The organism is Deinococcus aetherius, assembly GCF_025997855.1.
GTDB lineage: Bacteria > Deinococcota > Deinococci > Deinococcales > Deinococcaceae > Deinococcus > Deinococcus aetherius.
This window is the reverse complement of the sequence record NZ_AP026560.1, coordinates 890,982-909,438: the sequence shown is the minus strand read 5'-3', so window position 1 is coordinate 909,438 and position 18,457 is coordinate 890,982. Positions and strand designations below refer to the sequence as shown.

Sequence of the window (18,457 nt, the reverse complement as noted above, 5' to 3'; positions counted from 1 at the left end):
GGTTGACTGAACCTTACGCCAGCCTTAAGGCTGCCCGACACCCTACACTCCGCCCATGAGCGTCCCCGCCCGCCCCCTGCCCCATCTCCGGGCCGCCCCGCCCCGCCTTCCCCACGAGCGCCCCCTCGCGGAGCTGCCCCTCACCGTCCTCGTGGGGGTGACGGGGGTGGGCAAGAGCACCGCCCTCGCCGCCCTGCGGGGCGCCGACCCGGGCGTGCGTGTCCTTCCCGACCGCCGCGAGATCACCGACCACGTAATGATCCTTCCGCGAGCAGGGGGACCAGTGAGCGACCGCGCCGAGCGCTTCCGCCTCACCGCCCTGTACCGGGAGCGGTACCCCGGCGGAATGGCGCACGCGCTGGGCACCCTGAGCGCGGACACCCGGCACTGGGGCGAGCGGCCCCTCTTCGACGGGCTGCGCGGGCTGGAGGAGGTCCGGCACGCCGCCGAGACCTTCCCGGCCTGGCGTTTCGTGGCCCTGACCGCCCCCGACCCGGTGCGGGTGCGGCGCCTGCTGGGCCGCGCCGACGCCTTCGACCGGGTGGCGGGGCGGGGAGTGGGAGGCGACCTGCGCGCCGACCTCGCGGCCCTCCCCGGCGCGGGGGCCGTGTTCACGCCCGCCGAGCTTGACGGCCTCGCCGCGCTAGCGGAGGGGGGACACGCCCCCGCCGACATCCTCGCCAAGACGCGGATCGTGGTGACCGAGCGGCAGCACTACGATCCAGATGCGGCGGGCGCCTTCCTGGGGACGTTGCCGCGAGCCCGGGCCCTGGTCCTCGACACGGTGGCTCTCTCCCCGGCGCAGGTCGTGGAGGCGGTTCGGAAGTGGGCGTGAGCGTCGCGCGGGTGGCCCGGGTGGAGGGCATCCCCTACCGCCTGCCACTGCGGGGTACGCTCGCCTGGGGCGCCCACAGCCAGCTCAGCGCGGCCGAACACGTCCTCGTACGCGTGACGCTGGACGACGGGACGGTCGGCGTGGCGGAGGCCACCCCGCGCCCCACGATCTACGGGGAGACGCCGGGGAGTGTTGTCGCCATCCTGCGTCACCTCGACCCCGCGCTGCTCGGGCTGCCGATAGACGACGAGGCGGCGCTGAACCGGGTGAGGAACAGCGTGGCGAACAACCACACGGCGCGCGGGGCCCTCGACATGGCCCTGTGGGACGCGCGGGCACGGACACGCGGGGAGACGCTGCTGGGCACCCTGCTGGGTCCAAATCACCGGGTGCGCGTGAGCTTCATCCTGGGCATCGCCCCCCCCGCCGAGATGCTGGCGGAGGCCGAGCGGGTGGTGGCGGCGGGCGTGCGCTGCCTGAAGGTGAAGGTGGGCCGCGACCACGCCCGCGACCTCGCCGTGATCCGGGAACTGCGCCGGGCCTTCGGGGACGTGGTGGAGCTGTACGCCGACAGCAACGAGACGCTGACGGCGGAGACGGCCCCCGCCGCCCTCACCGCCATGCGGGAGGCGGGCCTGACCTGCGTGGAGGAACCACTTCCCGTCCGCGAGCTGAGAGCCCGCGCCGACCTCCACGCCCGGGCGATCCTCCCCATCGTCGCGGACGACAGTTGCTTCACGCCCGCTGACCTCGCGCGGGAGCTGAGTTTCGACACCTTCGACATCCTGAACGTGAAGACCGCCCGCAATGGCTTCACCGACGGGCTCGTCATGCTGCGGGAGGCCGCCGGGCGCGGCAAGCGCGGCATGGTGGGCTCGCAGGCGAGCACCGGCCTGGGCACCCTCCACGCCGCCCTGCTCTCGACCCGGGCCGAGGTCACCGAGCCCTGCGAGCTGAGTTTCGTCCTCAAGTTGGCCGACGACCTGTTGAGCCTCCCCATCACCTTCCGGGACGGCTGGCTCGACGTGCCCACCCTGCGCGACCACACTCTCGACGCCGCCCAGGTCGAGCGGTACCGGCTCTAGCGCCCCCTTTGTAAGACCGCTGTCAGACGAAGGCGTGACCCGTCTAGGTACATCTCGCCTTTTCCACCCGTTTCAAGCAAGATGAGGCATGGGTCAAGACATCCTTAACGCGCTCGTTCTGCCCCTCCTGTTCAGCATGGGGGCGGGCACCTACGCCTACCTGCGATTCCCGGAGCGCCGCCCGCGCGTGCTGCTGACCCTGATCCTGTTTCAGCTCGTGGGGGCCTACGGCCACGCGACCCAGCCGGGCGCGGCGCTGTTCGGCCTGCTCGTCGTGCACGGCCTCGTCGTCTTCGCGCTGCTGCTGCACGGCCTGCTCATACCGCAGAGCGAACTCGCGTCCGAGCGGGTGCGCCGCAAGTAACTCCTCCAGGGAACGCGGCGAGCGGTGGACCTCCCTCTGGACGGTCCACCGCTCACGTTGTGGGCCGGTCGTGCCGACCCTCCCGACTCAGCGCAGAGCGGCGCTCACGGCGGCGTTGGCGTCGAGCAGGGGCAGGCCCGCCGAGGAGTTCGCGCTGGAGATCAGGAGCGCGCGCGTCTGAGCGGCGGTGAGGCCAGGATTTGCGGCGCGCATCAGGGCGGCCACCCCGCTCACGAGGGGCGCGGCCTCGCTCGTACCCGCGCTGAGGGCGTAGCCGTTTCCAGGAGCTAGGACGAGCATGTCCTGCTCGGGAGTGGCCCCCTCGCAGACGCCGCTCGCCGCCCCACCCGGCGCCACGAGGTCGAGTTTGCGCGTGACCGTGGCGTTGGGCCGGGCGCTGTAGCAAGCAAGTTTGCCGTCGTTCGCTCCAACGGCCCCCACCGCGATCACGTTGGGGTTGCTGGCCGGGTAGTACACCCCTTCATTGGGGGTATTGCCCGCCGCCGCGACGAGCACGGCCTTCTTGGCGGCGCTATTCAGAGCCATGTCGAGCGCCTCGTCCCCGAAGTCCCCAGGACCGCCCAGGCTCATGTTGATAACCTTGGCGCCCTGCTCCACGGCGTAGTTCAGCCCCTTCGCGATGTCGCTCGTCGAGCCCCCCGCGCTGCACAGTACCTTGACCGGCAGCACGTTCCGCCCGCTCCACGTCACCCCCGCGAGCCCGACCCCGTTGTTCGTAGCCGCGCCGATCAGCCCCGCGCTCGCCGTGCCGTGCCCGACGAGGTCCACGGTGGCGGAGGGCTCCGCGCTCAGGAAGCTCCGGCCGTCCAGCAGCCGCCCGCTGAGGTCGGGGTGCCCACCGTCCACGCCCGTATCGAGCACCGCCGTCAGGGCGGCGACCGGGGTCTTTCCCGCCGCCTGGAGGGCATTCCAGGCGCCCGAGGCCCGGATGCGGGTGAGGTACGTCTGGGAGACGTTCGTGAAGCCGATCTCGAAGCCCGCGTTCCCCGGGTAACCGGGATCGTTCGGCGTCGCCAGCGCCTTGTAGAAGAAATCCGGCTGCACCCGCAGGCCCGCCGCCGCCAGCCGCCCCGCGAAGGCCCGGTCCGTCTCGCCCGCCGGGGTCTGCGCCAGGGTCAGGTTCTCCGTCACCCGCTGGGTCCGCACCGTGGAGAGCAGGCTCAGCCCCTGCGCGCTCACGGTTCCCTCCCTGTTCACGACGAGCACCCGCCCCGGTACGTGCGGGGCCGCCCAGCCCCCGGCGAAGGCGGTCGACTGGGCCGCCACCGTGACCGGGAGGCCGCTGGGGAGCGCCGCCTGACTGCAAACGGGTGTCTCGTCCACGTCGGGCAGCTCCGGCGCGTTGCCCGCCCCCCCGCACGACACGAGGGCCACGGCGACGGTCAGGGACAGCAGGGGCAGAGCGAGTTTCATCCGCTCGTGATACCCCATCCACCTGACGGCAGACTGAGGACCGATCCGCACAGCCCTCATCCGGTGGGGGTGCGCAACGGCCCCGCGTACCATAGCCGCATGAGCGACCCGGCCCTGCGCAAGATCAGCGAGGAGGAGTACCTTCGCACGGAGGAACTCAGCCCCTTCAGGCGGGAGTACATAGATGGTTTCGTCTATGCCCTGCACGGCGAGGACACCCCGAACGCGCAGGCGGGCGCAGCCAGCAGACACGGGCTGATCTGCATGAACATCGGCTCGGCGCTGCACCGAGTCGCCCTCCGGCAGGGCTGCCGCCTGTACCAGAGCGACATGCGCGTGCGGCTGTCGCAGCCTCGCTTCACCCGGTACTACTATCCCGATCTGGTCCTGACCTGCGACCCGGTGGACGCCGCCGCCACCTTCCTCCCCTCGCCGTGTCTCGTCGTAGAAGTCCTGAGCCCCAGCATCCGCGATCCGGACCGCCGCGAGAAGCTGTTCGCCTACACGACCCTCCCCAGCGTGCGGGGCTACCTGCTGGTGGACACGGCGACTCGCGCCGCCCGCCTGTACGTCAGGGACGGCGACAGGTGGGACGAGCAGTACGCGGAGGAGGAAGGGGAGTTGAGGTTGCCGTGTTTGAACGTTCCGCTGGCTCTCTCCGACATCTACGAGGGCATCGACCTCTGATTGATGGTAATTGGAGATGGTGCAGGACGGTGTGCGGCTGCCCTGCCTGGGCGTGGAGTTGAGGCTGGACGAAGTGTACGAGGGGATGGGTCTGTAAGGCCACCGGACGACCCCTCACCAACCAGCATTGCCACTTCCATAAAGTTTTGCCATGTCACACTTTGAATTGGAAATGGACAAATTCGGACGTGTGGTCATCCCTAAGAAAGTCCGGGAAGCCCTGAACCTCCACGCGGGGAGTAAGCTCCGGGCCAACCTGAAGAACCGGACCCTTACGCTGGAGGCCGAGGCGAGGCCCTACGAGATCAGGTACGACGAACACGGCTGGCCCACCATCCATTTCTCCCAGTCCGTGCCCCTCCCAGCCGACTTCGACCCGGTGCGCGACATCCGCGAGGACCGCGCGGCGGAGCTACTCAAGTGGTGAGCACCCCCGCCCTGACGTTCTTCGACACCAGCACGCTCGTCGCCGCCCTCTTCCCCGATCATCCCCGGCACGGGTGGGCCACGACCCAGAGGGGGGCGGCCTCTGCCCTGGGCATCAGCACGCACACTCTGGCCGAGACCTACAAAGTCCTGACCGTTCACCCGCGACTGGGCATCCAGCCTGCGGACGCCACACGACTGCTCGAAGCCGCCACCGCGAACATGACCAAGGTGACGCTAGACCCCTCCCTGTACTTCGCCGCTATGCGGCGCTGTGTGGATGGCGGTCTGCCGGGCAGCATCATCTTCGACGCCCTGATCGCCCTGGCGGCCGTTAGCGCCGGGGCCGCCGCGCTGGTCACCCTGAATCCCAGGGACTTCAAAGGGCTGGGCAAGGACGTGGCGGGGATTGTCGTTCACCCGTAGAGAACACGAAACATCGCCCTTCCCCATCGTGAGGTTATTAAGAGCAGAACGGATTCGGCAACAAGCTAGACACGTTCTCTGTAATAATAGTTTCGACGCCCTAATGCTACGGATGCAATTTACTACTTACATACGCATTGAAGCTCGTTATGCTCGAAACGTACCTATTTAACAAACGACAATGACCATTTACTTGTTCCTTGGAAAAGTTGAATTCCATCCCATCATGAGGAAGTGAATTTAAGATGGCAAGCTCATAGGCTATTAGCCGCTTGTTGTCGTCAATAATTTGGGAGAATAAATCAATTATGAGAAAGCGGGGACTTCTCTCCTTGTTGGAAAGCATTCTCACTATGGGTGCATAATTACTACCGAGCTTGGTGTAAAACCACAGGAATTTTATTTCATTCAATATGAATGCTGAGGCCGGTATAACTCTTTTGTAAAGAAATCCTTTTATTTGTGTTTGTTCCGCCTTGAGTGAATTACTAAGCGTCTCCAACGAAATACTCGACAAGTGTGTCTCTATAGGTTCCCCATTTGGTAAAACTATGCCAGTCATTTCATCATTTATTACTGCCTCATTTGTCAACGACTCATCATTAATAGCTGCGTCTCTATAATACTTTACGTTGTCAAAGAACTCATAATGCGTTACCAACGATGTAGAAAGAAGTGTCTGGCTCTCTGTAACAAAGTCAGAGAATTTATCGATTAACTTAACTTGGCGAGCTAGTTGAGCCTCCAATCGTTTAACTGTCGCCCCACTTCTGGATGCAACAATGGCAGCAATAACGCTAGACAAGGCTGCCACAATTGCCACCAACAAAGTAACGAGTTGAGTTGTATCCATAGAAAAATAGGGGACAACGCCCCTATCTAGAATAGCACTAATAATTTTTAGCCTAGTCTTACGCCTTCGCCCCCGCCCCACTCCGCTCCAGAATCCCACGCAGCACGGTCTGGAGGATGCCGCCGTTCTTGTAGTAGTCGATCTCGACCGGCGTGTCGATGCGGCACTGGACGGTGATGTCGCGGCTCACGCCGTCCCTCGTCACCCGCAGGGTCACGTCCTGGCGGGGCTTCAGGTCGGGGGGCAGTATCACGTCGAAGGTCTCGTCACCCTGAATGCCCAGTGAGTCGGCAGTCTCGCCGTTCTTGAACTGGAGGGGCAGCACACCCATGCCGACGAGGTTGGAGCGATGGATGCGCTCGAACGACTCGGCGATGACGGCCTTCACACCCAGCAGGAAGGTGCCCTTGGCGGCCCAGTCGCGGCTGGAGCCCATGCCGTAGTCCTTGCCCGCGAAGACGAGCAGGGGGATGTTCTGCGCCCTGTAGTTCTGCGAGGCGTCGAAGATGCTCGTCACCTGCCCGGTCGTGAAGTCGGTCGTGAAGCCGCCCTCGGTGCCGGGGGCGAGCTGGTTCTTGAGGCGGATGTTGGCGAACGTCCCGCGCGTCATGATGCGGTCGTTCCCGCGCCGCGAGCCGTAGGAGTTGAAGTCCTTGGGTTGAATACCGCGCTCTTGCAGGTACTTGCCCGCAGGAGTGTCGGCCTTGAAGGACCCGGCCGGGCTGATGTGGTCGGTCGTCACCGAGTCGCCCACCTTCACGAGCGCGCGTGCGCCCTCGATGGAGGACACCGTCTCGCTCGGCCCCCCGGCCAGGTTCTCGAAGAAGGGCGGGTTCTGGATGTAGGTGGACTCGGGGTTCCAGTCGTACAGGTCGCCGCCCGTGACCGGAATGGCGTTCCACTGGGCGTTGCTCTGCTCGATGCCGTCGTAGACCCGCTTGAACATCTCGGCGTTGATCGCCTGATCCATGATCTGCTGGATTTCGGCGTTCGAGGGCCAGAGGTCGCGCAGGTAGACGGGCTGCCCGTCCGTGTCGGTAGCGATGGGCTCGTCCACGATGTCGTTCACGACCGTCCCGGCGAGGGCGTAGGCCACGACGAGCGGCGGCGAGGCGAGGTAGTTTGCCCGGATGTGCGGGTTCACGCGGCCCTCGAAGTTGCGATTGCCCGAGAGGACCGAGGCCACCACGAGGTCGCCCTCCTGGATCGCCTGCACGACGGGCTCGGGGAGTGGGCCCGAGTTGCCGATGCAGGTCATGCAGCCGTAGCCGACCGTGTTGAAGCCGATCTGGTCGAGGTACGACTGAAGGCCCGAGGTCTCCAGGTACTCGGTCACGACGCGCGAGCCGGGAGCGAGGCTGGTCTTCACCCACGCTTTGGGCTTCAGACCGCGCTCCACGGCCTTCTTGGCGACGAGGCCCGCCGCGATCAGGACGCTGGGGTTGCTCGTGTTCGTGCAGGACGTGATCGAGGCGAGCGTCACCGCGCCCTGACCGATTCGGATGTCGGTGCCGCCGATGGTGCCCTGAGCGTCGAGCTGCTCGGGCTTCAACTCGAACCCGCGCTGCTTGACCGGAGCGGTGAGCGCCTCGTTGAACACCGTGTGCATGTCGCTGAGGTTCACGCGGTCCTGGGGACGCTTGGGCCCGGCGAGGCTCGGCACGATGGTCGAGAGGTCGAGTTCGATGGTGTCGGTGAAGACGGGGTCGGGCGTCTCGTCGGTGCGGAACAGGCCCTGGGCCTTGTAGTACGTCTCGACGAGTTCGATCTCGTCCTCCAGGCGGCCCGTGCGGCGCAGGTAGCGCAGCGCCTCGTCGTCCACCGGGAAAAAGCCCATCGTCGCGCCGTACTCGGGGGCCATGTTGGCGATGGTCGCGCGGTCGGGCAGGGTCATGTTGCTCAGGCCCGCCCCGTAGAACTCGACGAACTTGCCCACCACGCCCTTCTCGCGCAGCATCTGGGTCACGCGCAGGGCGAGGTCGGTGGCGGTCGCCCCCTCCGGCAGCGCGCCCGTCAGTTTGAAGCCGATGACTTCCGGCATCAGCATGTAGATCGGCTGGCCGAGCATCACGGCCTCGGCCTCGATGCCGCCCACGCCCCAGCCCACGATGCCCAGACCGTTGATCATGGTGGTGTGCGAGTCGGTGCCGACGAGCGAGTCGGGATACACGACCGCACCGTCGTCTTCCGGGCGGCTCTGCACGCCCTTGGCGAGGTATTCGAGGTTGACCTGGTGGATGATGCCGCTCGCCGGGGGCACCACGCCGAAGTTGTCGAAGGCCTGCTGGCCCCAGCGGAGGAACTCGTACCGCTCTCGGTTGCGCTCGAACTCCAGCGCCATGTTGTTGGCGAGGGCGAAGTCGGTGCCGAACTCGTCCACCTGCACCGAGTGGTCGATCACAAGGTCCACCGGGATCAGGGGGTTGATCTTCTTGGGGTCGCCGCCGAGCGAGACCATCGCCGTGCGCATGGCCGCGAGGTCCACGACGGCGGGCACGCCCGTGAAGTCCTGGAGGATCACGCGGGCGGGCTTGAAGGGAATCTCGATCTCCTCGTTGACGGGCTTCCAATTCGCCACGGCGCGCACGTCCTCCTCGCGCACGTCGTAGTTGTTGGCCTCGCGCAGGACGCTTTCGAGCAGCACCTTCACCGAGAAGGGCAGCTTGCTGACGTCGTGCCCGAGATCCTGCAACTTGCCCAGGCGGTAGTAGTAGAGCGGTTGCCCGGCCTTGGTGGTGAGCGTGTCGCGCGCACCGAACAGGTTCATCGCCATCTCTGGTCTCCTCCTTGCCCTCAAAGGGGGCAGCCCACAGGGGTGGGATTGGTGCCTTCATCATAAGCGACGGCCCGCTGGGCGCCTCCCGTTACCGTCACAGGCACGCTGTCACCACTTAGGAGACAACACGGGTGCGACGGATGAGGGGAAGGCCCGCCCGGATCAGCTTGAGCCGCCCTTGACCCTCGGCACGGGCTGGTGGGAGGCGGGGTACGCTGAGCGAGCTTCATAATTTTGGGCCCCGCCCCGCTCACCAGCCGCACCACCCCCCAAGAGGGAAAGGAGACGCACATGGACGACAGCACGAACGGCCGCTCGGGCGGAACGGGACCCCAGGACAACGTGCCCCAGGAGCAGGTGCAGACGAACCCCAACTGGGACACGGGCGGCGAGAAGAGCACGGGTGACGCCATCCAGGACGGCATCTACCAGCACGTCAGTGACGAGAACGCGGGGGCGGGCGCGGACGATCCCGTCAATCAGGGGGCCGTGAGCGACGATGGGCGGCAGCCCAGCGCTCCAGCGGGCGGCGTGGAGACGGACTCCCAGAGCTACGGCGGCTACAGCGAGGGAATGCCCGCGAGCGCCGCCGCCGCCAACCCCGAGAAGACGGTGGACGGGGAACAGGGAAGCTGAGGCGCGGGAGGAGCGGGGCGGGGTGAGGAGGTAGGCCCTGCCCCACTTGCGTTGGAGAAGGGTGGCTCGGGGATGAGGGGGGCGCAAGAGTTCCTCCACCTGTCTCCAATGTCCTGCCCGCTCACCCCCACCCGGCCTCCCCCCTCTGCAAGCGGCTCTACAGGTCAAGGGGGAGGAGCTAGAAACCCAGGGGCCCTCAACTCGGAAACTCGATCAGCACATGCTCCGCGCTGAAGCCCGGGCCCATCGCGCTCAGGAGGGCCTTGCCCTGGGGACCTTCGCGCAGGGTCTCCTCCAGCACGAAGAGGACGGTCACGCTGCTCATGTTGCCGTGGCGGCACAAGACGCGGCGGCTGGCGTTCAGGGCTCCTTCGGGGAGGTCCAGGGCGTCCTCGTAGGCGGCGAGGACCTTCACGCCGCCGGGGTGGACGACGAAGGTCCCCACCTCCTCGCGCGTCCAGCCGTGGGCGGCGAGGGCGCCGGAGACGTTGTCCGCCATCATGGAGTGGACGAGGGTGGGGATGTCGCGGGAGAAGCGGACCTTGAGGCCGTCGTCCACCACGTTCCAGCCCATGATGTCCTCGGAGTCCTCGATCAGGGTGGAGTAACCGCCGTGGAGGCTGAGCAGCGGGGGCGGGCCGGGCACGCCCTGTGCCGTCACGACGAGGGCCGCGCCGCCGTCGGCGAAGAGGGCCGTGCCCACGAAGTTGCTCTTGGACTCGTCGCCCTTCACGAGGGTTAGGCTACACAGCTCGACCGCCACGTACAGCACGCTCTGGTACCCCGCGCGCACGAGGTCGGCGGCCCGCGCGAGGCCCGCCGCGCCCCCCGCGCAGCCCAGGCCCCAGACGGGCAGGCGCGCGGCGTGACGGTTCAGGCCCAGCGCCTCGATGAGGGAGGCGTCGAGGCTGGGGGTGCTCAGGCCACTGGTGTTCACGACGACGACGGCGTCCACGTCGGCAGGTTTGATCTCCGCCCGTTCCAGTGCCTCGCGGGCCAGCCGGGAGGTCAGGGCGCGGGCTTCCTCGACGAAGACGGCATTCTTCTCGCCGAAGCCGCGCGGCTGCATGTACCACTCCAGAGGGCGGGAGATGGCGCGGAACTTGATCTGCGCGTTGTCGAACACGTCGAGCATGTGCGGGCGGGCGGCCATGCGCGGAAAGAGGGTGCGCGCCGCCTCGCGGATGTCCGACTGAGAGACGCGGTGGGGCGGAAGCCCGGTGACGAGCGAGCGGACAACGGGGAGAGCAGCCATGGCGGGCATTCTCTCGTCTGCCCACCGAGGCTCCGCCGTACCAAAAGCACGGTTTGGGCGCAGGGAAAACCCCGATTAACGGCTCATCTTGGGTCAGAAGAGGGGTGGAGGCAGGCCCACTCGCCCATGCTCCACCCCTCCACCCATGCCGCTCAGCGCCGCCGTTTGCTCTCCCACTCCTGGCGGCCCACCTCGTCGAGGCTGCGGAAGTCCTCGTCCGAAAGCTGCACCCCGGCGGCGGCCACGTTCTCTTCGAGGTGCCTGACCTTACCCGTGCCGGGGATGGGCAGCATGACCGGGCTGCGCCTGAGCACCCACGCGAGCGCGACCTGCGACGGCGTGGCCCCGACCCGGCGCGAGACCTCGTCGAGGACGCTGCCCTCGCGGGTCAGGCCGCCCGCCGCGAGGGGGTACCACGGGATGAAGCCGATGCCCTCGCGCTCGCAGTAGTCGAGCACGTCCTCACTCTTGCGGCCCACGAGGTTGTAGAGGTTCTGCACCGTGGCGACCGGGAAGACCTGGCGGGCCGCCTCGATCTCCTCGACGCTCACCTCGCTCAGGCCCGCGAAACGGATGACGCCCTCGTCCAGCAGCTCGCGGATCGCCCCGAACTGCTCGTCGCGGGGCACCTTGGGGTCGATGCGGTGCAGTTGCCACAGGTCGATGCGCTCGACGCCCAGGCGGCGGCGGGAGACGTACGCCTGCTGCTTGAGGTACTCGGGGCGCCCCACCGGAATCCACACGTCGGGGCCCGTCCGGGTCAGGCCGCCCTTGGTGGCGACCACGACCGTGTCGTAGGGGTACAGCGCCTCGCGGATCAGTTCCTCGCTGACCGCCGGGCCGTACGAGTCGGCGGTGTCGATGAAGTTCACGCCCAGGTCGGGCAGGCGGCGCAGGGTGGCGAGGGCCCCCTCGCGGTCGGTGGGGTCGCCCCAGATGCCTGCCCCCGTGATGCGCATGGCCCCGAAGCCCAGGCGGTTGACCTCCAGCTCTCCCCCGATGCGGAAGGTGCCGCTCTGTGCCGCGCCCATTTGCAGTGTCGTCATGGTTCTCTCCTCCACCGGGCATTGTGGCGGAGGAGGCGTGAGGAGACGGGAGAGGGGTGGGCGGAGAAGGGCACACCGTTCGTTTAGGAAAGGGCCGCCCTCAGCCCTCCCTCTCGGGCACCTCGCAGGTCTCGCGGAAGACGAACTGCGAGAGCCGCTTGCGGTGGCGGCTGCTCCAGTCGATGCTGGGGCGCTTCCCGTCCTCGGGCAGGTAGCCCAGGCGGTAGACGGCCATCAGTTCAAGGTCGTCGGGCACCCGCAGGAGTTCCCGGATCGCCTGCCACTGGCGCCCAATCTCCATCGGCGTCGAGACGAACTGCAGGCCCATTCCGACCTCCCCCACCGCGTTCCAGATGTTCTCCATCGCCGCGCCGAGGCCGAAGACGGAGTAAAAGCCGCTCAGCTCCCCGGGTCGGTACTCCGCCTTGTCGAGCAGCGCGGCGAGGAGCAGGGGGCTGCCCTCCACCAGCCTGCGGTTGTCCTCGCCCAGTTTCTTCGGCACGCCGAGCTGGCGCATGATCCTCAGCCCCGCATCGGAAAAGATGCGGCGGGTGAAGGGGCGCAGGGGGCCGGGCAGGTGGTCGATGTGGATGCCGTCGCGCTTTTGCTCCATCTCGGCCTCGGTGAAGCGGAAGTAGCGGCGGTACCGCTCGAAGAAGACGCCCGCCTCGATGAGTTCGGTCATGCTCTCGCCCGAGATGCGCGCGACTTCCCGGATGGTGCCTTTGTCCTCGATCAGGACGAAGCGCCACGGCTGGCTGTTGAAGTGGCTGGGGGCGGCCTGCGCGACCCGCATCAGGAGGTGCTGGTGCTCTCGGCTCACGGGGTCCGGGCGAAAGGGGCCGTTCGTGGTCCGGCGGGCGAGCATCCCCTCGATCAGCCCGGTCCGGGGCGTCCTGGGAGGGGAAGACGTGACGGGCGGGACGGTCATGGGTGCAGGCTAGCGCGGCGGTACAGGGCGGCGTGCCCCCGGCCCCTCACCACGCCCCCCACATCCCTGCCCCGAAGGCCGCCGCACACAACAGCGCGAGCCGCCAGTGTCCCGCCCGCCCGGGCCGGGTGCGCGGCATGAGCAGGAGCAGGCCCAAGGCAGGCAGCAGGGCGAGGCCGCGCGGGCCGGAGAGCACCCCCGAGAGCCCCGCGCCCACGCAAACCACGAAGAAGAGGGCGTGGTGGACCCAGCGTGCCGTCAGCCGCCACCCCAGTTGCAGGCCCAGCCCCAGCGTGAGGAGCCCGGCCATGAGGGCGGCGGTCAGGAGAAGGGCGAGGCGGTGGGGGTCCACATGTCCCATGCTCGCACAGCCTCCCCGGGCTACCCTGACGGCGATGAAGTTCGCGCGCCCGGTCCCCGCCCTGCTCGCCCTCACCGCCCTGCTCGGCGTGGGCCTCGTCGGGTGCCGCTCGGACGCGCGGGGGGGCACGGCGGAGGACCTGACCGCCCAGGTCCTCTTCACCGTGAACGGCACCTACGACGCGCGGGCCGACCGGCGCGAGCGCGTCGGCAACGGCCTGCGGCGCATCACCTGGACCTCCCGCCCGCCGCTCCCCGCCCGCGCGGTGGTCGTCCGTTTCGACGGCAACGTCCGCTCCCTGTCGTGGGACCTGGAGGTGGAGGGCCCCGACTTCAGCGCCCGCAGCCTGGCGGGGGAAGGCGCCGCCACCGTCTCCACCCCCCAGGGCGAGGGGCTCAGACCCCGGGGAGGCCGCCTCGCCGAGGTGCTGATCCTCCGCACGCCGGAGGGCCTGCGCCTCGTGACCCGGGGCTTCGTCATCCGGGAGGAGCCGGCGCTGCTGCCCGCCTTCCGGGGACAGTGATGAGTGATGGGGATGAGGCAGGGCCTCCGACCCCTCATCACTTCACGTTGTTCCGCCCCGACCGTTTGGCCGCGTACAGGGCCTGGTCCGCGCGGGCGAGCAGGGCGTCCGCCGTGTCGTCCGCGAGGCGGTAGGAGGCGACGCCGAGGCTGGCGGTGACGGGCAGGCCCGCGACGGGCGAGGCGGCGACGCTCTGGCGCAGGCGCTCGGCGAGGGCCTGGGCCTCGGGCTTGGCGAGGCCGGGGAGCAGGATCAGGAACTCCTCGCCACCCCAGCGCCCCACCAGCCCGCCGGAGCCGCGCACGGTGCGGCGCAGCCGCTTGGCGACGCCACGCAGCACGTCGTCGCCCGCCGGGTGACCGTACTGGTCGTTGACGGCCTTGAAATGGTCGATGTCGCACATGACGACGCTCAGGGGGGCCCGGGCCTCGGCGGCGTGGCGCAGACGGTCTTCGAGTTCCTCCTCGGTCGCGGCGCGGCACAGCACCCGGGTCAGGCCGTCGAAGCGGGCGGCCTGGAGCTGCGCGCTCGCCTGCTCGTGCAGGGCGATGTTGGCCTCGATGAGCCGGGCGGCGACGAACGAGACGCCCGCCGTGACCCCCGTGGCGAGCCCCCCCGCCACCCAGGCGGCCAGCAGCGCCGGGGAGAGGGTCGGCCCCTCCAGCAGCACGAGGCTCAGCCCCGCCAGGAAGACCAGGACCGCCGCGCCCCCCCACGCGGAGCCCAGCAGCAGGGGGGCCACACCGGCCAAGGCCGCCGACCACACAGTCAGCTCGAAGGGCAGGGTGCCCGACGACGTCATCCGCCCTGCCTCCAGCCACAGCAGCGGGGTCAGGACCATGAACGCGCCCACGCCGACTCGGCGAACGTGTCGGGGAGCCAGCGCCGTGCAGAGCAAGACCACCACGAAGACGCCCGCGATCCAGAACTTGGGCGTCTGGTACGCCCCCGGAAAGGCGCCGGGCGGATTGAGCAGGGCCGTGACGGCGGCGAACAGCAGGTAGGCCCCGCCCAGCAGCCACAGCAACCGCTGGCGGCTGCGGCGCAGCTCGGGGCGGAGGGGGGAGGCAAGGCGGGGGGTCAGCATGGTCTCGCCCCGCAGGGTAAGCCCCTCTCTCTGACCGTTCCCTTGCAGCCTGACCGGGAGGTCACCTTCAGAGATGAACAAAGATGAAGACGCCGCCCGCGTCCCGGGTGAGGGGGCCTGCGGGCGGCTCGAAAGGGGGGGCGCTCAGCCGAGCAGTTCCTCCGGCTTGAAGAACAGGCCGAGTTCACGCCCGGCACTCTCGGGCGAGTCGCTTCCGTGGGTGACGTTCTCCCCGGTCGTGGTGGCGTAGTCGGCGCGGATGGTGCCGGGGGCGGCATTGGCCGGGTTGGTGGCGCCCATCATCGCCCGCCAGCCGGAGATGACGTTCTCGCCCTCAAGGGCGATGGCGACGACCGGGCCGCCCGTGATGAACGTCACGAGTTCGCCGAAGAAGGGGCGCTCGCGGTGCTCGCCGTAGTGGGTTTCCGCCGTCTCGCGGGCGATCACCATCTGCTTGAGGCCGACCACGCGGTAGCCCTTGCGCTGGATGCGGGCGAGGATCTCGGGCGTGAGGCCCCGGCGCACGCCGTCGGGCTTGATCATGGCAAAGGTGCGTTCCATACCGCCCGCGAGGATAGCAGGCCCCGCGTGCCCCACGGGCCCGGCGGACCGGGATCGGGGCAATGCCGTGGAGGGGTGCGGTGGGCGCACGCCGACCCCGAGCGGCTGCCCTCCCCATCCCGGGCCCTCACTCGGCGGGAGGATCAAGGGGGCGGATTCGGCCGGGCGGGCACCTTCCAGCCTGTCCAGTCAGGCGCCTACAATTCAGGAATGACCTCTCTCCCAGACCCTCGCCCCTCGCCGACGGCGGCCACCATCGCCCTCGTGGCGAGTGCCGTGGCAGCGGCGGGGCTGCTGCTGTTTCCCCTCGCCACCCTCGGGCGTGACTTCAGCGCCGGGGGCGTGCTGCTGCACCTGACCGGGGGCACCCTGAACCTCAGCTCCAACCAGCAGGCCCCCCTGCCCGCCGTGGGGCCCGTCCTCACGCTCGGCTGGCTGGCCCTCGCCCTGCTCGTGGCGAGCGTGGTGGGGGCCGTGCGGCGGGCGCGCTGGGTGTGGCTGACGGGCCTGCTCGCCTTCCTCGCGGGGGTGGCGGCGGTCTTCGTCCTGGGGGGCGTGCTGAGTGCCGAGACGGCGCGGGTTCTGACGGACACCAGCCTGCGGCCCGGCGCGCGGCGGCAGCTGCGGAACTTCTACGGCGGGGGCGGGATGAATCTGGGCCTCTTCCTCGCGGTCCTGGGCGGGCTGATCACGGCGGTCGCGGGGCTGAGCGCGCGGCGGGCGTGGTGGGAGCGGCTCAACCGCCTGCGCGGACTGCTCGTGCCCGCCGTCGCCATCGCGCTCGCGGTGCTCGTGGGGGCGGTCGTCGTGCTCGTCGTGCAGCCGGGGGTGAACTCGGGCGGGGTGCCCCTGCCCCTGTGGGGCCGCTGGCTCGCCAAGAGTGACGTGGTGTATTTCGTGTACTCGGCCCTCTTCGCGCCGATCACGGCGCTGGGGCCTTTCCTCGACAGCCTCAAGCTCGCCACGCCGCTGATCTTCACCGGGCTGAGCGTGGCCTTCGCGTTCCGCACGGGCCTGTTCAACATCGGCGCCCCCGGGCAGCTCACGATGGGCGCCATCGCGGCGGCGCTCGTGGGCGTGTACGGCCCCCCCGGGCTGGGGTGGGGGCTGCTGCTCCTCTCGGTGATCGCGGCCGGGCTGGGCGGGGCGCTGTGGGGCGCGATTCCGGGTTTTCTCAAGGCGCGGTTCGGGTCGAGCGAGGTGATCAACACGATCATGCTCAATTACATCGCCTCGGCCATCTTCATCTTCCTGATCGGCAGCGAGACCTTCCCCTTCCTGGGGCGGGAGTACAGCCTGCCCTTCAAGGCCGAGGGATTCGAGCCCCGCACCGAGGAGTTGCAGGAGGCGGCGCGGCTGCCCACCCTGCTCGACCTCTTCAACGTGGGCGGCCCCGGCGGCGTGGCCCTGACTATCGCCCCAATCGTGGCCCTCGTCACCTTCTTCGTCGCCCGCCCGCTGCTCGCGCGGGTGCGGCGGGGCACCCTGCTCGCCGGGTTGGCCGCGCTCGTGCTGGGGGCGCTGACGTGGCGCGTCGGCATCCCGGTACAGGTCACGGGCAGCCAGCTCAACGCCTCCTTCCTGATCGCGCTTCTCTGCGTGGCGCTGTTCGGCGTCCTGATGTGGCGCACGGCGACCGGGTACGCGCTGCGGGCGGTCGGCTTATCCCCCCGGGCAGCGGAGTACGGCGGGATCAGCGTGGCGCGCGGGACCGTCCTGGCGATGACGCTGGCGGGCATGTTCGCGGGGCTGGCGGGCACCCACTACGTGAACGGCGGCGCGCTCGACGAATACCGGCTGCGGGGGAACACCCCGGTGAACGTCGGCTTCGACGGCATCGCGGTCGCGCTGATGGGGCAGAGCACCCCGGCGGGCGTGGTGGCGGCGAGCGTCCTGTTCGGCGCCATCGACACCGGTGGGCTGGAGGTCGACCAGCAGCTCGACCGGGTGAACCGCGACATCGTGACGGTGCTCAAGGCCCTGATCGTGCTCTTTATCGCGGCGGGCGGATTCCTCAGCCGCCGGGTGACGGACCCGCCGCCTCCCCAGCTCGTGCAGGCGACGAACGCGAGCGGCACGGCGCAGGAGGCTCAACTCGCCCCCGTTGCCGCCGCCGGTGAACGCGCCACACCGCTGCCCAACCTCGGCGTGAGCAGCGAGGTCAATGCCCGGGTCGAAGAGGCCCAGAAAGGGGGCCGCTAGATGGAAGGCCTCTTTGCCCAACTCCTGACGACCGCCTTCCTGGCGACCTTTATCCGCTCCGTCGTGCCCCTGCTCCTGACCGGGCTGGGCGGGCTTTTCAGCGAGCGAAGCGGTGTGGTGAACATCGCGCTCGACGGCCTGATCATCTTCGGGGCGCTGGCGGGCGCGGTGGCGACGCTCGTGCTGGAGCCCACCTTCGGGGCGCTCGCCCCCTGGCTGGGATGGCTCGCGGGGGCGCTCGTGGGCGGGCTGATCGCCTGGATTCACGCGGTCGTGTCCATCAAGTACCGCGCCGATCAGGTCATCAGCGGCACGGCGATCAACCTGCTGGCGAGCGGGGTGCCCGCCGTGATCCTGACCGCCCTGTACGGCACGAGCACGGAAAGCCCCAAGGTCCAGAACCCGCTGCCACTGTGGGGCGTCGGCGAACTCCGTTTCAGCCCACCCGTGTTCTTCGCCTTCCTGGTGGTGGCGGTGACGTGGTACGTGCTCTACCGCACCCCCTACGGCCTGCGCCTGCGGGCGACGGGCGAGCATCCCGGCGCGGCGGCGAGCATGGGCGTGAACGTGCGGCGGATGCGCTACAGCGGCGTGATCCTCTCCGGAGTGCTGGCGGGCACGGCGGGCGTCTTTCTGAGCATCGGCAACCTCGACTCGTACGTGCGCAACATCAGCGCGGGATTGGGCTTCATCTCGCTTGCGGCCTTGATCTTCGGGCAGTGGAAGCCGCTCGGCGTGCTGGGCGCCACCCTGCTCTTCGGCTTCCTCCAGGCGCTCTCGATCACCCTGGGCGGGACCGACCTGCTGCCGCCGACCCTCGTCACGGCGCTGCCGTACCTCATCACCATCATCGCGCTGATCTTCACGGGCCGCAGCGCCGCCCCTCGCTCGCTGGGCAGACCGTACGACGGCTGAGGAGGGAAACACGGCGGGAGGCGGGCCCCGGGATGGACGGCCCGCCTCCTCATT

At 68.8% G+C, this 18,457-nt stretch carries 19 protein-coding genes; 10 read left to right on the top strand and 9 right to left on the bottom strand.

From position 1 onward, the window contains the following. Positions 1 to 55: 55 nt before the first annotated feature. The 3 genes from DAETH_RS04725 to DAETH_RS04715 all read left to right on the top strand — a co-directional run bounded on the left by DAETH_RS04725 (position 56) and on the right by DAETH_RS04715 (position 2,284). The gene (locus tag DAETH_RS04725) at positions 56 to 835 is read left to right on the top strand and encodes an AAA family ATPase (RefSeq protein ID WP_264776770.1); all 780 of its coding nucleotides are present in this window, start codon (positions 56 to 58) and stop codon (positions 833 to 835) included. Then, positions 832 to 1,920 carry an enolase C-terminal domain-like protein gene (locus DAETH_RS04720; protein WP_264776769.1) on the top strand — a complete coding sequence of 363 codons (1,089 nt, stop codon included), beginning with the start codon at positions 832 to 834 and terminating at the stop codon, positions 1,918 to 1,920. The genes DAETH_RS04725 and DAETH_RS04720 overlap by 4 nt, the downstream gene beginning before the upstream one ends. Positions 1,921 to 2,008: 88 nt before the next feature. Then, positions 2,009 to 2,284, top strand: a complete 276-nt coding sequence (locus tag DAETH_RS04715) for a hypothetical protein (RefSeq protein ID WP_264776768.1) — start codon at positions 2,009 to 2,011, stop codon at positions 2,282 to 2,284. Positions 2,285 to 2,371: 87 nt separating this feature from the next. On the opposite strand, the gene DAETH_RS04710 is transcribed toward DAETH_RS04715, so the two are convergent. Beyond that, on the bottom strand, positions 2,372 to 3,718 hold the full coding sequence (locus DAETH_RS04710) for a S8 family peptidase (protein WP_264776767.1): 1,347 nt from the start codon (positions 3,716 to 3,718) through the stop codon (positions 2,372 to 2,374). 99 nt (positions 3,719 to 3,817) lie between these two features. Here DAETH_RS04710 and DAETH_RS04705 point away from each other — a divergent pair, with 99 nt between their 5' ends. From DAETH_RS04705 to DAETH_RS04695, 3 genes are all read left to right on the top strand, one after another. Continuing rightward, positions 3,818 to 4,405, top strand: coding sequence for a Uma2 family endonuclease (locus DAETH_RS04705; RefSeq protein WP_264776766.1), 588 nt, complete (start codon positions 3,818 to 3,820; stop codon positions 4,403 to 4,405). A gap of 172 nt (positions 4,406 to 4,577) precedes the next feature. Further along, entirely contained in the window at positions 4,578 to 4,832 is a 255-nt protein-coding gene (locus DAETH_RS04700; RefSeq protein ID WP_264776765.1) for an AbrB/MazE/SpoVT family DNA-binding domain-containing protein, read from the top strand. Continuing rightward, positions 4,829 to 5,257: a type II toxin-antitoxin system VapC family toxin gene (locus tag DAETH_RS04695; RefSeq protein ID WP_264776764.1), complete on the top strand. Its 429-nt coding sequence runs from the start codon at positions 4,829 to 4,831 to the stop codon at positions 5,255 to 5,257. Before DAETH_RS04700 ends, DAETH_RS04695 begins: the two co-directional genes overlap by 4 nt. 106 nt (positions 5,258 to 5,363) lie before the next feature. On the opposite strand, the gene DAETH_RS04690 is transcribed toward DAETH_RS04695, so the two are convergent. Continuing rightward, on the bottom strand, positions 5,364 to 6,110 hold the full coding sequence (locus DAETH_RS04690; RefSeq protein WP_264776763.1) for a hypothetical protein: 747 nt from the start codon (positions 6,108 to 6,110) through the stop codon (positions 5,364 to 5,366). Positions 6,111 to 6,168: 58 nt separating this feature from the next. Continuing rightward, a complete protein-coding gene (gene acnA, locus DAETH_RS04685; protein ID WP_264776762.1) occupies positions 6,169 to 8,883 on the bottom strand; it encodes an aconitate hydratase AcnA in 2,715 nt (904 codons plus the stop codon). A gap of 294 nt (positions 8,884 to 9,177) precedes the next feature. Here acnA and DAETH_RS04680 point away from each other — a divergent pair, with 294 nt between their 5' ends. Next, positions 9,178 to 9,522 (top strand): hypothetical protein, encoded by a 345-nt coding sequence (locus DAETH_RS04680; protein ID WP_264776761.1) that lies wholly within the window; start codon positions 9,178 to 9,180, stop codon positions 9,520 to 9,522. Positions 9,523 to 9,718: 196 nt separating this feature from the next. Here DAETH_RS04680 and DAETH_RS04675 read toward each other — a convergent pair whose 3' ends face one another. The 4 genes from DAETH_RS04675 to DAETH_RS04660 form a co-directional block, all read right to left on the bottom strand. Next, the gene (locus DAETH_RS04675; protein WP_264776760.1) at positions 9,719 to 10,786 is read right to left on the bottom strand and encodes a type III polyketide synthase; all 1,068 of its coding nucleotides are present in this window, start codon (positions 10,784 to 10,786) and stop codon (positions 9,719 to 9,721) included. A gap of 143 nt (positions 10,787 to 10,929) precedes the next feature. Beyond that, on the bottom strand, positions 10,930 to 11,823 hold the full coding sequence (locus tag DAETH_RS04670; RefSeq protein ID WP_264776759.1) for an aldo/keto reductase: 894 nt from the start codon (positions 11,821 to 11,823) through the stop codon (positions 10,930 to 10,932). A gap of 100 nt (positions 11,824 to 11,923) precedes the next feature. Next, positions 11,924 to 12,691 (bottom strand): nitroreductase family protein, encoded by a 768-nt coding sequence (locus DAETH_RS04665; protein WP_406585103.1) that lies wholly within the window; start codon positions 12,689 to 12,691, stop codon positions 11,924 to 11,926. A gap of 109 nt (positions 12,692 to 12,800) precedes the next feature. Next, complete coding sequence (locus tag DAETH_RS04660; RefSeq protein ID WP_264776757.1) at positions 12,801 to 13,115, bottom strand: hypothetical protein; 315 nt, start codon at positions 13,113 to 13,115, stop codon at positions 12,801 to 12,803. Positions 13,116 to 13,149: 34 nt separating this feature from the next. On the opposite strand from DAETH_RS04660, the gene DAETH_RS04655 reads away from it, so the two are divergent. Further along, positions 13,150 to 13,638 (top strand): hypothetical protein, encoded by a 489-nt coding sequence (locus DAETH_RS04655; RefSeq protein ID WP_264776756.1) that lies wholly within the window; start codon positions 13,150 to 13,152, stop codon positions 13,636 to 13,638. 37 nt (positions 13,639 to 13,675) lie between these two features. Here DAETH_RS04655 and DAETH_RS04650 read toward each other — a convergent pair whose 3' ends face one another. After that, entirely contained in the window at positions 13,676 to 14,725 is a 1,050-nt protein-coding gene (locus tag DAETH_RS04650) for a GGDEF domain-containing protein (protein WP_264776755.1), read from the bottom strand. 144 nt (positions 14,726 to 14,869) lie between these two features. Further along, positions 14,870 to 15,286, bottom strand: a complete 417-nt coding sequence (gene ndk / locus DAETH_RS04645) for a nucleoside-diphosphate kinase (RefSeq protein WP_264776754.1) — start codon at positions 15,284 to 15,286, stop codon at positions 14,870 to 14,872. A 210-nt stretch (positions 15,287 to 15,496) separates the two neighbouring features. On the opposite strand from ndk, the gene DAETH_RS04640 reads away from it, so the two are divergent. Both DAETH_RS04640 and DAETH_RS04635 read left to right on the top strand, forming a co-directional pair. Next, the gene (locus tag DAETH_RS04640) at positions 15,497 to 17,488 is read left to right on the top strand and encodes an ABC transporter permease (RefSeq protein WP_264776753.1); all 1,992 of its coding nucleotides are present in this window, start codon (positions 15,497 to 15,499) and stop codon (positions 17,486 to 17,488) included. Then, positions 17,489 to 18,403, top strand: a complete 915-nt coding sequence (locus DAETH_RS04635) for an ABC transporter permease (RefSeq protein ID WP_264776752.1) — start codon at positions 17,489 to 17,491, stop codon at positions 18,401 to 18,403. It abuts the gene before it with no gap. Positions 18,404 to 18,457: the final 54 nt, after the last annotated feature.